The 12014-nt window shown below is 58.4% G+C and carries 11 protein-coding genes; 4 read left to right on the top strand and 7 right to left on the bottom strand.

Features of this window, described 5'->3' with window-relative positions:
- Positions 1–11: 11 nt before the first annotated feature.
- The gene (locus DRW39_RS21135) at positions 12–707 is read right to left on the bottom strand and encodes an RNA recognition motif domain-containing protein (RefSeq protein WP_116109120.1); all 696 of its coding nucleotides are present in this window, start codon (positions 705–707) and stop codon (positions 12–14) included.
- 174 nt (positions 708–881) lie between these two features.
- Between DRW39_RS21135 and DRW39_RS21130 the strand changes: the two genes are divergently transcribed.
- Positions 882–2078 (top strand): C40 family peptidase, encoded by a 1197-nt coding sequence (locus tag DRW39_RS21130; RefSeq protein ID WP_116109118.1) that lies wholly within the window; start codon positions 882–884, stop codon positions 2076–2078.
- Here the strand turns inward: DRW39_RS21130 and DRW39_RS21125 are convergent.
- From DRW39_RS21125 to DRW39_RS21115, 3 genes are all read right to left on the bottom strand, one after another.
- Entirely contained in the window at positions 2054–2389 is a 336-nt protein-coding gene (locus tag DRW39_RS21125; RefSeq protein ID WP_116109116.1) for a 2TM domain-containing protein, read from the bottom strand. The genes DRW39_RS21130 and DRW39_RS21125 overlap by 25 nt on opposite strands.
- A gap of 4 nt (positions 2390–2393) precedes the next feature.
- A complete protein-coding gene (locus DRW39_RS21120; RefSeq protein WP_116109115.1) occupies positions 2394–3044 on the bottom strand; it encodes a phosphatidylserine decarboxylase family protein in 651 nt (216 codons plus the stop codon).
- A gap of 105 nt (positions 3045–3149) precedes the next feature.
- On the bottom strand, positions 3150–4568 hold the full coding sequence (locus DRW39_RS21115) for a pyridoxal phosphate-dependent decarboxylase family protein (RefSeq protein WP_116109113.1): 1419 nt from the start codon (positions 4566–4568) through the stop codon (positions 3150–3152).
- 202 nt (positions 4569–4770) lie between these two features.
- On the opposite strand from DRW39_RS21115, the gene DRW39_RS21110 reads away from it, so the two are divergent.
- Genes DRW39_RS21110 through DRW39_RS21100 form a run of 3 tightly spaced genes read left to right on the top strand, consistent with a single transcriptional unit; the run spans position 4771 to position 7929 of the window.
- Positions 4771–5397 (top strand): LysE family transporter, encoded by a 627-nt coding sequence (locus DRW39_RS21110; protein ID WP_116109112.1) that lies wholly within the window; start codon positions 4771–4773, stop codon positions 5395–5397.
- 53 nt (positions 5398–5450) lie between these two features.
- Positions 5451–6569, top strand: a complete 1119-nt coding sequence (locus tag DRW39_RS21105) for an acyl-CoA dehydrogenase family protein (protein WP_116109110.1) — start codon at positions 5451–5453, stop codon at positions 6567–6569.
- The gene (locus DRW39_RS21100) at positions 6556–7929 is read left to right on the top strand and encodes a PIG-L family deacetylase (protein WP_116109109.1); all 1374 of its coding nucleotides are present in this window, start codon (positions 6556–6558) and stop codon (positions 7927–7929) included. The genes DRW39_RS21105 and DRW39_RS21100 overlap by 14 nt, the downstream gene beginning before the upstream one ends.
- Here DRW39_RS21100 and DRW39_RS21095 read toward each other — a convergent pair.
- From DRW39_RS21095 to DRW39_RS21085, 3 genes are all read right to left on the bottom strand, one after another.
- Positions 7826–9046, bottom strand: coding sequence for a glycosyltransferase (locus DRW39_RS21095; RefSeq protein WP_157976283.1), 1221 nt, complete (start codon positions 9044–9046; stop codon positions 7826–7828). The two genes, DRW39_RS21100 and DRW39_RS21095, sit on opposite strands and share 104 nt — an antisense overlap.
- A gap of 80 nt (positions 9047–9126) precedes the next feature.
- Positions 9127–10125: a UDP-N-acetylmuramate dehydrogenase gene (gene murB, locus DRW39_RS21090; RefSeq protein WP_116109105.1), complete on the bottom strand. Its 999-nt coding sequence runs from the start codon at positions 10123–10125 to the stop codon at positions 9127–9129.
- Positions 10122–11936: an ABC transporter ATP-binding protein gene (locus DRW39_RS21085; protein ID WP_116109103.1), complete on the bottom strand. Its 1815-nt coding sequence runs from the start codon at positions 11934–11936 to the stop codon at positions 10122–10124. The genes murB and DRW39_RS21085 overlap by 4 nt, the downstream gene beginning before the upstream one ends.
- Between the last annotated feature and the right edge of the window lie 78 nt (positions 11937–12014).

The raw sequence follows: 12014 nt of genomic DNA, 5'->3' as shown, positions 1-12014 counted from the left end.
GTCCTTGGACACTAGTCGTTAAAGTCGTCGTTGCGACGATTGCGCGGACGACGATTGCGGTCGTCGTACCGGTTGTATTCGTAGTCTTTGTCGCCACCGCGATCGTAGCCGCTGCCACGATTTCCGCGATCGTAACGGGAGCCACTGTCGCCGCCACGGTCGTAACTGCCGCGTTCGTAGCCGCCGCCACCGCCGCCGTAGCCACCACGGTCGTAACCGCCGCCGCCACCGCCGCGTCCGCCACGGTCATAGCCGCCGCCGCCACCGCCGCCTCCGCGTCCACCGCGATCGTAGCCACCGCCACCACCGCGTCCGCCGCGATCGTAGCCGCCGCCACCGCCGCCGCCACGGTAACCACCGCCGCCGCCACCGCCACCGCGGTAACCGCCGCCGCCACCGCCACCGCGGTAGCCACCGCCACCGCCGCCGCCGTAGCCGCCGCCACCACCGCCGCCGCCGCCACCGCTCTTGCGGTCGTTTTCTTTGACGACAATAGTGCGACCGTCGAGGTCAGATTGATCGAGCCCTTCTATAGCAGCTTGGGCTTCTTCGTCGTTCGGCATTTCAACAAAACCGAAGCCACGGGAACGACCGGTTTCCCGGTCAAGGATGATTTTTACCGACTCTACTTCGCCGTAAGCGTTAAAAGAGTTGCGAAGGGTGTCTTCGTCGGTATCCCAGCTTAGCCGGGCAACAAATAAATTCATAATGAGGAAGAAAATGGATAAAACAAATGGTAATGTTGAAGGCAATGCCTTTAATAGATGTTGAGAGCCAAATCAGATTATACGGTAGCCAACTTCAAAACCGTGAAGGAATAATTTTCAAAACAAAGTTCATCCGAAAAGTTCCGGACGATTACAAAAATAACCCCGAATTTAATGGAAAACCTAAAATTTTACGGAATTCTCTTCCTCTTTTTGCTTGCGTGTCAACAAATTGAGCCAAATTCCGGCTCCGAAAACGTACCGCAAAGTCGGGTCGAAGAGCTGCGTGGCACTTACGCTCCGGACCGGCGGACCGACCGTGTGGAGGTGGCGCTGGAGCGGCGCGGAGACAGCCTTATTTTCTCGGGATACACCACCGTCGCCGCCGCGGCCCGCTCCCTGGATTCCCTGGTCGAAGCCACTCCCGGGGGCGTAAATCGAATCCGCCAACTCCCCGAAACGAACGGCTACGGATTGATCCGGGTGTCGGTAGCCAACATACGAACCGAGCTCGGCCACTCGAGCGAGCTTACCTCGCAGGCCCTCATGGGAACTCCCGTCGCGCTGTTAGACGAGCAGGACGGATGGTTTTTAATCCGGACCCCCGACCGGTATATCGCCTGGCTGGAGGAGGGGGCCATCGTGCAGGTTTCGGAAACGGAAATGGACGAGTGGTTCTCCGAAGGGCTCTTTACCTGCGCTCCGCCGCAATCCACTGTCTATGCCTCCGCCGAAGGCGGCCGGATCGTTTCGGAACTGGTGGCCGGGGATCTCGTGAAGGTGGCCAGAAAGGATAGCGGAAGGACGAAGGTCCGCCTCCCCGACGGTCGGGAGGGATACCTGGCCTCAGGTGATTTGCGTCCTTACACACAACTGGCCACGCCGGATTCGGTTTCGGTGGCTGCCATTCTGGAAACGGCCTTCGAGCAGGCCGGTAAACCCTATCTCTGGGGCGGTACCAGCCCGAAGGGAATGGACTGCAGCGGATTTACCAAGACGGCCTACTACCTAAATGGCTATGTGATTCCCCGCGACGCGAGCCAACAGGTACACGCTGGAGAGGACATCCCGCTGGACGATGATTTCAGTCAGTTACGCCGGGGGGACCTCCTGTTTTTCGGGAGCTACCGTGACGACGGCAGCGAACGGGTCACCCACGTTGGCTTCTACCTGGGCGACGGGCGGTTTCTGCACGCGGGAGCCGATAACGGCTACATCACCGAAAATTCGCTCGTCGAGGGGGAGCCGGACTACGCGGAGCACCGTAGAAATAGCCTCCTACGCGCCCGCCGGCTGCAGGAGGGCGGCCAGGGCGTAGTGCCCATCGATAGTGCCTTTAGTGCGGTTTATACCAGGTCCTCGTCGCGGTAGGGCCGCCGCTCGAGTTCGCGCAGCTCCATTCGGTCTTCCAGGTCGGGCAGGGGCGTGCCGCGCTCGTTGTCCCGGGGATGGGTTTCTTCGGGGTCGGCCAGCGGTCCGTAGAGGCTTAGCCCCTGCATGGCCACGCCGATCCCCCAGCCGAGAATGGGCCAGATAGCCCACCCGATGCTGCCGATGGTAAAGATATTGATGAGGACGAAGAAGGCACACATCACCAGGTAGGTACGCAGATGACGGCGGAAGTCAGACTTCTTTTCCTTCAGGCTTTTATCGTCGTACTTTTTATCCCGTCGTTTGCTCATGCCCTTATGCTAGTTCGGCGATGACGGTTTTATTGCCCTTGACCTTCTGTCCGATCTCTACGCGCAGCTGAGTGCCGAGTGGCAGAAAGAGATCGACGCGGCTGCCGAACTTGATGAAGCCGAAATCCTCCCCCTGTACGACCTGCTGACCTTCCTCCAGGTAATTCTTGATCCGCTTGGCCAGTGCGCCGGCTATCTGGCGGAGGAGTATTTCCGTTTCGCCGGTATCGATGACGACGGTGGTCCGTTCGTTTTCGGTACTGCTTTTAGGGTGCCAGGCTACGAGATATTTGCCGGGATGGTATTTGTTGTACTTCACGAGACCACTTACGGGGTTGCGGTTGACGTGGACGTTGACCGGCGACATGAAGATGCTGACCTGCAGCCGTTTGGCCCGGAAGTATTCCTGCTCGTAAGCTTCCTCGATCACGACGACTTTTCCATCGGCGGGCGCATAGACCAGATGGTCGGCCTCTTCGGGGACCATGCGGCGGGGGTTACGGAAGAACTGCAGAATGGTCAGGAAAAACAATCCCGCGGCAATCGCGACGATTGGCAGTTGGGCGGGTGCCTTCCAGGCGACCAAGCCTACGATCAGGCCTAAACCGACAAAAAGTAATGCTAACATCCGGCGACCTTCCGGATGAATTCGCATGGGTTTACGCAAGGCTGGGGGGTTTAATAGGGCGAACTTTGAGGGATATACTTGATAACATGACTTAGCGGGGAGAGTTTGTTGGCGCTCCGAACTTACGTCCAATCATCCGATACGGTACCGTAGCGCGGTGAGGTCGTGCCCGATGGAAGCCACCTTAAGCAGCATCTTCTCGAGGTTGCCAACCGTCGTGAATGGATTGGTAAGCGTACAACGCAAATATACTTGCCCGTTGATACGTGTCTGTACGATATAAGTCTGCCCGCTTCGGGTAAGCCGGTCACGAATCATTTCATTCACACCGTCACGGGAGATCGCCGGGAGGGACACGTGGACGAAGCGGAAGCATACGATGTTGATGTCCGGCTGCATGAATAATTCCAGGTCCGGTTGCTGGCGAATAAGTCGCGCCAATTCACTGCCCAGGTTGGCGACGCCATCCACGTAGTCCTGGAAAACCTGCGGTCCGTAAGCGGACAGCAGGGTGAAGACGCGTAACGACAGCATTCGCTTGGTGCACTCGAAACTTCGCTTAGCAATGTTGGACCAATCTTCGTCGATCCCTTCGGTGAGCAGGTATTCGGCCCGCTGGTGGAAGGTGCGGTAGGCATCCTTCCCATCCCGAAAGAACAAACCGGTAGTGATAGCCGGGACCATCAACATCTTGTGGAAATCGAGGGTCACGCTGTCTGCCCGCTCGAGGCCCCGTACCAGGTGACGGTGTTGCGGCGATAGGCGAACGGCGGCGCCGTGGGCACCATCGACGTGAAACCACAATCCGTAATTCGTGGCCACCTGACCCAGCTCCTCCAACGGGTCGAAGGTTCCCGTTGCCGTGGTGCAGGCACTGCCCACCAGCGCGATCGGGGTACGCCCCTCCTGCCGGGCTTGCTCGATCAGGGGACGGACCTGATCCACGCGCACCCGGAGTTCGGCGTCGGTGGGCAGGTGGATTATTCCTTCCTCTCCCCAGCCCATGACCCGTACCGCCCGCTCGATGCAGTAATGCGCGTGTTCGCTTACCAGCAGGCAGGGTCGGTCGGCCGGTCCGTGTTTTGCGCGGGCGCACAACAAGGCGGTCAGGTTGGCGAGACTACCACCGCTGGTGAGAAAGCCATCGGCCGTGGGCGCCAATCCAAGCAGGGAAGCAAAGCGCTCGATCACGAGTTTCTCCATCGCTGTCCCCGGCCGACCCATCTCGAAGACCGCCATCCCGGTATTGAGGAGGCTGGAAACCAGATCGCTGAGGGCCGCCACCGGCGCGGGCGGAACGACCTGGTGGCCCATGTATTCGGGGTGGTGAAGATGTACGCTCTCCGCGATCACCTCCGCAAATACATCATGGGGAGTTGTGCGTCGATCGAGGATCTGTCGAAAACGCTCCAGGCTTTCCTCGGGAGTAGCGTACGGGTTGGCCGGGAGGCGGTTTACATCCTCCAGATAGTCGGCGAGCTGGTCGATCAGCGCATGACCTTGCTTTCTAAACCCACCAGGGGAGTACGCACGGGTGAGGAGTTCAGTCATATGGCGATTTTAATGCGTCCGGCGTCCAGGATGTTGGGGGTTGTGGCTGCTGGTGCCGAATATGATCCTGACGGGATCCATGGAAGGTTAATAGGTGTGCGTGTTCCTACAGTTGCGGGCGAATGTGCTACGATTATTCTCCACGGAATAGGGAAAGCGGCTAAAGGTAGCCAAAAGCCGATCAGCTAGCTACCTTTGCCCCGTGGAACCCCTCACCGCTGTATTTCTGGGTCTGGCCGCCGCGGCCGGGGCAACCCTGTTTCCGGGTATGCTGAACATGAGCAGCGTGAACGTAAGCCTACGCGCGGGGCGCCGGGCCGGATACACTTTCGCCCTGGGCATGGCTATGACCCTAGGCTTGCAGGCCGCAATCGCCGTTTTTTTCGCCCGCTACCTCACGGCTAATACCCTTGTTCTGGAGTCCATGCGCCACTACGCCATTGTAGTATTTTTGGGGTTGTCGCTGTTTTTCCTGGTTAAGGGATACCGGGCCCAGACAGCGGAAAGCGCGCACTTTGAACGCCCGTACCGGGGAAGCCCCTTCCTGCGCGGTGCGATACTGGCGGTAATGAACCTGCTGACGATCCCCTACTTTTTTGCCATCGGTGGTTGGTTTCTCGCGCAGGGGTATATCGATAGTTCGTCCCCATCGCGCGTCCTGTTTGCCGTAAGTGCAGGTCTCGGCGCGTTGTTGATCTTTATGGCCTACGTGCGTCTGGCGGACTGGATGTACCGCAACGCCAAGTTCTTTACCCGGCACATCAATTACTTTCTCAGCGGGCTCTTGCTGGTACTCGCCGTCGCGCAGGGGATACGGGTTTACTTTTAGCCAAAGTTACCGGTCTGCCAAACATTGCAACATATTGTCGATTTTATTCACATATGGCAATCAGCGTTATTCCCCAACCAACTTCCTCCCTATACAGCATTGGCAATCAGATCAAGTCTCTGTTCGGGGAGTGGGCCGCGGATACCTATGCGCACGGTGGCTATCCGGCACTCGAAATGCGTGCGCTTGCCGATTCCGGCTTGTTGACGAGCGTATTGCCCGGCGCACCGCTGGATCCGGCGGGTAAGCACCACCCGGAGTTGCTGGATCTGTTGCGCATCATCGGCGAGGGAAATCTATCGGTCGGCCGCATCTTCGAGGGCCACGTCAATGCCCTGCAACTGATCGGGCTGTATGCTACGGAAGACCAAAAAGAACGATGGTACGACGATGCCCGACAGGGGCATTTGTTCGGCGTATGGAATACGGAGATGGGGCACGGCGTACGCTACCACGAGGAGGCCGGCGGGCAGTACCGGACGGAGGGAAGTAAGACCTACTGTAGCGGTTCCGTACAGGTGACCAGGCCCATCGTGACCGGGCAGCTGGTCAAAAGCCGGGACGACAACAGCGGATGGCAGATGGCCGTCTTGCCTTTGGACCGCCACGAACCGGAGGTTGACCGGTCATTCTGGACCACTGCCGGCATGCGGAACAGCGTTAGCTATAAAATTGATTTTACCGGAATTCACCTGGGCAGTGAGGATTTATTAGGAGAACCGGATGACTACAATCGCCAGCCCCACCTAAGCGGGGGGGCGGTTCGTTTCGCCGCCGTTCAACTTGGCGGTGCGGAAGCCATTCTAGAACATACCCGGACGTTTCTGCAGCGTCTGAACCGATCCGAAGATCCCGTCCAGCGCCGCCGCATCGGGCAAATGGTTGTCGCCGTTTCCAGCGGGAAGCTGTGGTTGCAGCAGGCCGGTAGCGTGCTGAATTCATCGACCGACAGTGATCACATCATTTTTATCGCCAATCAGGTACGGACGGCCATCGCCGAGTACTGCCGGCTCTGCCTGGACTTGTCCGACCAGAGCGTGGGTTCACGTGGTATGCTTCCCCCCGAGCCCCTGGCCAGGTTGCACGCCGATCTTCGGGTATACCTCCGGCAACCGGCACCCGATGCCGCCCTGAGCGCAATAGGGCAATATTTTCTTAATGGACCATCCTAACCTGAACCCCGAAGAGGTACAAGCGCGCAAGGACCAGCTCTACCAACAGGCACCGTTGCATCCCGCCAGCGATCTCCTGGCCTGGTCCAGTACCGTCATATTCTCCCCGCACCCCGACGACGAGTCGCTCGGCTGTGGCGGCCTTATCCGGACCCTCTGTGATATGGACCGGATGGTGCGGGTCGTATTCGTAACCGACGGGGCCATGTCGCACCCGAACTCCAGGAAATTTCCCCGGGAGGCCCGGGTAGACCTGCGGCGTGCGGAAGCGATCACGGCCTGCGCGCACCTTGGCGTTCCTTCCGACCGGGTCTACTTCATGTCGTTACGCGACGGGGAAGTACCGTCGGAATGGGCAACCGACTTTCCGCCGGCCGTTTTCAATTTGATTCAGTTGGTGCAGGGCTGGGAGCCGGATACCTTCGTAGTTCCCTGGCGTCGCGATCCGCACGAAGACCACCGGGCTACCTGGGAGATCTGCCGCGCGGCCGTCAACCAGTTCGAGCAAACCATCCGGTGGGTGGAGTACCCGGTATGGATGTGGGAGGCAAAGAACCTCGTTGAACTGCCCCGTTCGGAGGAGGTGATCCATTGGTCATTAGATATATCGGACAAGCTGGTGTCCAAGGAAAGAGCCATACGTGCCCATGCCTCGCAATGGGATGGCGTCATTGACGACGATCCGACGGGCTTCCAACTTCCGGAAAGCATGATTGCCAAATTTATCCGGAGCAGGGAGATATACTTCGTGCCCCCCGACAAGCGCTACCGCAGTCTGGGCAGCGACTACTTCGATGACGTTTACCGGGACCGGGCGGATCCGTGGAACTTCGAAACCAGCGATTATGAGAAAGCCAAGTATGCCGCGACCCTGGAGGCTCTACCGAAGCGTATGTTTAGCCGTGCCCTGGAGATAGGATGTTCGATAGGCGTGCTTACAAATATGCTCGCCGAGCACTGCACCCATCTCCTCGGCGTCGATCCGGTAGCGAAGGCGCTCGACGTAGCCCGCTCCCGCTTACAGGGGAAAGACGGCGTGACATTTCGGCAAATAAGTATTCCGGATTCTTTTCCGGAGGGTAAGTTCGATTTGATCCTGATTTCGGAGGTGGGGTATTACTGGAGCCGGGGGGATCTGGAAAAGGCCATCGGTCATTGCCGGGACGCGCTCGAAGTCGGAGGGATCTTATTGTTGGTTCACTACACCCCTTACGTACCAGACTATCCCCTGACCGGAGATGAAGTACACGACCTGTTCAGCCAGCGGCTGAGCGGATTCGACCGCCTTTCCCAGCACCGGGCCGATCGGTACCGGCTCGATGTGTGGAGAAAAGAAGGGGGCCACGGGCCGAGCGTGTAAAGCGCCGCAGTTCCGTAATGGCTTGGGGAAAAGTGCGGTCGGAAAAAGAGTGGGTTGCTTCGAGACGTTGTCGGACATCCTGGTACAACGCCCCGAAAGATGGGGCTTCGACAACTTGTCTCTGAAGTTCGTGTGGCGTACACCCGAGGTAGTCTGCCAGCGTAAAAAGTACGGGTAGCTTACCAATTCGTCTTTCGTAGAAGGCTCGCCGCAGGGCCACCTTCCACTTGAAAAGATCGATGCAGTGCTGCAGACCGAATACAACGGGTTGGCGGTTTTCCCGCTGCATGTTGGCCCACTCCTTCAGGCTTTCGCTAAAGGCTACGCCCTCGATGCGTCCGCTATCGCGATCGGAGGTGTAGACGCGTACGGCGGGATCGTGAACCAGCTCGACATCGATGCGCTCCAGGGCCCAAGCGAAGGCGGCATCCTCGATGGCCGAGAGTGGGGGCATGCCGCCGCAAATCCGGTAGGCTTCCCGGCTAACGGCCATGCTTGGTCCGTAGTGCTGGAAATGCCGGGGCCAGGGGTCTCCTGCACTGGGGTCAATCATAGATTCGAGCAGGGCCTGGAGGCTGCGGTAGGTGACGTCCTGTAGGTGGATTTTCCGGTACCCCGTCCGTTCGGTGGGGGGAACTACAATCCGACCACCCACCGCCCGGGCACCGCGCTCGAAAGCCCGAAAGGTCGCCGCTACCCAGGTGCGGTCAACGATGGTATCGGCATCGGTAGTCGCGATAATGCCTCCGGGGGGGAGGCGTTGCCAGGCCTCATCCATCATTAACTTCCGGACCAGCCCGACCCGAGCCACCGACCGGGGAATGACCAACTCTACCAAGTGCAGACGAAATGACGGATGGGTAAGGGCGAAGGAACGCACGCGTTCGGCCGTGTCATCAGTGCAGTTGTTGGCCAGGATAATCACCTCGTACGTGTCCGGAGATAGCAAATCTCCTTTCAGTCCACCTTGTTCCTGCAACGCTTTCAGGGTAGCCCCGATAAACTCCGCCTCGTCCTTGGCGGGAATAGTGATGCACAGCCGGCAGGCCGGATGGGGAGGGGGTAGCTGATCGGCGATTCCCCGTTCAAGTAAACCGTCTTCGGATGGATCGGGCAAAATGCTTTATTCGTAAAAAGAGCATATGCCCCGTGCATGTTTCGGCTACGCTTTACTAATGTGCTACAGGCCCTAGTTCGCTACCCTGCCTGACGTCCGATGACCCTGACTTCCGGTTCCAGGGGTACGCCGAATTTCGCCATAACGGTATCCTGTACTTGCTTACTGAACGACAGGATGTCCCGTCCGCTGGCCCCGCCCCGGTTGACCATGACCAGGGCCTGGCGCTCGTAAGTACCCACGCAATCGGTTCCCGCGCCACGGAGACCGGCCTTATCGATTAGCCATCCCGCAGGCAACTTGACTACGCTGTCGTCGATGGGGTAGGAGGGAAGATCGGGATGGGTTTCCAGGAGGTTTGCGTGCAGGCTTCGCTCGACTACCGGGTTTTTGAAGAAACTGCCACTGTTGCCCAGGAAAAACCAATCCGGAAGTTTGCTGCGACGGATATTGGTTACGGCCGTCGCGACGTCACGTGCGCTAGGTTCCGTTATTCCACAGCGTTCGAGTTCACCGGCAATGGCTCCGTATTCAAGCTTAAGGGGCCGACGCTGACTCAGGTCGAAATCGACCGCGGTGATCAAATACCGGCCCGGTTCCCGCTTGAATCGACTGTCGCGGTAGCCGAAAGCGCAGTCTTCAGGAGAAAGCTCGACCATGCCCCGGCCGTATTCCCAGGCGTGGACGGCGGTGATAAACTCCGCGACCTCGGCACCATAGGCGCCAATGTTCTGAACCGGCGCGGCGCCGATGGTGCCGGGAATAAGGATGAGGTTCTCCATTCCCGGAAAGCCCTGTTCCAGCGTGTATCGTACGAATTGGTTCCAGTCCGTGCCGGCACGGACCCGGAAGCGCCCCTTGCCGTCGGCGGATTCGATCCCGTTAAGGAGTACATGTACCGTCAGGCCGGGAATTTCTTCCAGCAGAACCAGGTTGCTGCCGCCACCCAGTACGAGGGCTGGCGCCTGATTAAAGGCATCATCGCTGAGTTGGGCGACATCGGTCAGCGCGAGGTAGCGTTCGGCGACGGCCGGCAGGCCAAAGGTGTTGTAGCGTTGTAGGTTTACTCCCTCTCTCATTCGGCGAGATCGAATTGCAGGCGAGCCAGTGCGGAGTAGGCACCGTGGGGCCGCGTACTGAGTTCGGCGTGGGTGCCGGATTCCACAATGGACCCGTTTTCGATCACATAGATACGGTCTACATCCCGAATGGTGGCGAGTCGGTGGGCGATGATGATGCTGGTACGGCCCTCCATCAGGTTGTCCAAAGCGCCCTGAACGACTCGTTCACTCTCGGCGTCCAGGCTACTGGTCGCTTCGTCAAGCAACAGGATCTTCGGATCCTTCAGAATGGCCCGGGCGATCGCCACCCTTTGGCGTTGACCACCGCTGAGTTGAATGCCACGGTCACCGACGAGAGTGTCCAAACCTTCGGGAAAGCCATCGATAAAGTCAAGGGCATTGGCTTGTCTGGCTGCCTCCCGAATCTCCTCCTCCGTAGCGTTCAGCTTGCCGTAGGTAATGTTCTCACGTATCGTTCCCCCGAAGAGGAGGACTTCCTGGGGAACCAGTGCCAGGCTATCCCGGTATGTTTCCAGGTCGAAATCGTCGATGTCCTGGCCATCCACGGTGATATGACCGCCCTGCACCGAATAGAAACGCAGCAGCAACTTGACGATGGTCGACTTACCGCTACCACTTGCCCCCACTAGTGCAATCTTCTCCCCCGGCGCCGCGTAGAGATCTATGCCCCGCAGCACCGTGATATCGGGGCGTGTAGGATAAGCGAAGGCAACGTTATCGTACCGGATGGCGCCCGCGAACGGCCTTATTTCCTGCGCTCCGCCGCCCACAGTTTCTTTTGCTCCGGCAGCCTCAAATTCTTCGCTGTCCAGGATGTCGATAACCCGGTCGGAGGCACCGAGGCCGGCAACGATTTCCGTATAGAAATTACCCAGACTGGCGATCGTACCGCCGATCATGGCCGTGAAGATGACGAAACTGAACAGGTCACCCACGGGGAGGTCACCGGCCTGCACCAGCAGAATGGCGCGGTAGATGATGTAGAACAACGACCCGAACATGACGGTGACGATGAAGGCCGAAAACAGGCCGCGGACATTGGCGGTGCGGATGGAGATATCCACGGTCTCGTCAATGCTGCGTCCGTAGCGCTCTAGTTCGAAGTCCTCGTTGGTGTAGGCCTTGACGGTGGAAATACTCTGCAGCGTTTCCTCCACGATAACGTTGGACTGAGCCAGCTTTTCCTGCCGCTCCTTGGTCATGCGCCGCAGGTATTTGCCGAAAAACATGGCGGCAACCACTACGGCGGGAAACACGAGCAGGCTTACCAGCGCCAGCTTGTACATCGTGATCAGAATGTAGATGATGGCACCGATCAGTATGATGATCTGGCGGGCGAACTCCGTCAGGGTAAGCGCGAAGATTCCCTGAATCTGCGTGATGTCGTTGGTAATACGGCTGGTGATTTCTCCGACCCGGCTGCGTTCAAAAAAGGGAATGTTGAGACGCAGAATCTTCGCGAAGAGATCCTTTCGCAAGGAAGCCATGGATCGCTCGCTGACGATCGCCTGTATGCGGACGCGCAAGAAGCTAAGTGGTGCCTGCGCGACGATTAAAACCGCAAGAATGGTGAAGATCTCGTCGATCGTGAGCCCGAACTTACCTTTCCCCTGATACACGTTGATGGCTTCACCTGGCAGTTGGAGAATCGTCAGGAAAACCAGGCTACTTACGGTGAGGATAACGAAACTGAGCAGGAAAAGCCAACGGTACCGCCAGACATAGTCAAAGATGCGCATCGAGCGACGCAACCGGGCCTTGGTCAGGCGGGGTTTCGGATCTTCGGTTGATGTTGCGGTTGCGGCCATTAGGACAAAGGAAACGCATTCCCGGGCAAAAGGTGTCATGCCCGGCGTTTTTTGAACTTACTGTGAGATAAGTCGGTA

Origin of the sequence: Lewinella sp. IMCC34191, from assembly GCF_003390935.1 — a bacterium.
Lineage (GTDB): Bacteria > Bacteroidota > Bacteroidia > Chitinophagales > Saprospiraceae > Neolewinella.
This window is presented reverse-complemented; position numbering and strand designations above follow the sequence as displayed.

What these genes read in the sequence shown, in the direction of transcription:
- DRW39_RS21125 (WP_116109116.1), bottom strand. Translation starts at nt 2,389, where the DNA reads ATGAGCAAACGACGGGATAAAAAGTACGACGATAAAAGCCTGAAGGAA.
- murB (WP_116109105.1), bottom strand. Translation starts at nt 10,125, where the DNA reads ATGAGAGAGGGAGTAAACCTACAACGCTACAACACCTTTGGCCTGCCG.
- DRW39_RS21100 (WP_116109109.1), top strand. Translation starts at nt 6,556, where the DNA reads ATGGACCATCCTAACCTGAACCCCGAAGAGGTACAAGCGCGCAAGGAC.
- DRW39_RS21085 (WP_116109103.1), bottom strand. Translation starts at nt 11,936, where the DNA reads ATGGCCGCAACCGCAACATCAACCGAAGATCCGAAACCCCGCCTGACC.
- DRW39_RS21115 (WP_116109113.1), bottom strand. Translation starts at nt 4,568, where the DNA reads ATGACTGAACTCCTCACCCGTGCGTACTCCCCTGGTGGGTTTAGAAAG.
- DRW39_RS21135 (WP_116109120.1), bottom strand. Translation starts at nt 707, where the DNA reads ATGAATTTATTTGTTGCCCGGCTAAGCTGGGATACCGACGAAGACACC.
- DRW39_RS21120 (WP_116109115.1), bottom strand. Translation starts at nt 3,044, where the DNA reads ATGCGAATTCATCCGGAAGGTCGCCGGATGTTAGCATTACTTTTTGTC.
- DRW39_RS21130 (WP_116109118.1), top strand. Translation starts at nt 882, where the DNA reads ATGGAAAACCTAAAATTTTACGGAATTCTCTTCCTCTTTTTGCTTGCG.
- DRW39_RS21105 (WP_116109110.1), top strand. Translation starts at nt 5,451, where the DNA reads ATGGCAATCAGCGTTATTCCCCAACCAACTTCCTCCCTATACAGCATT.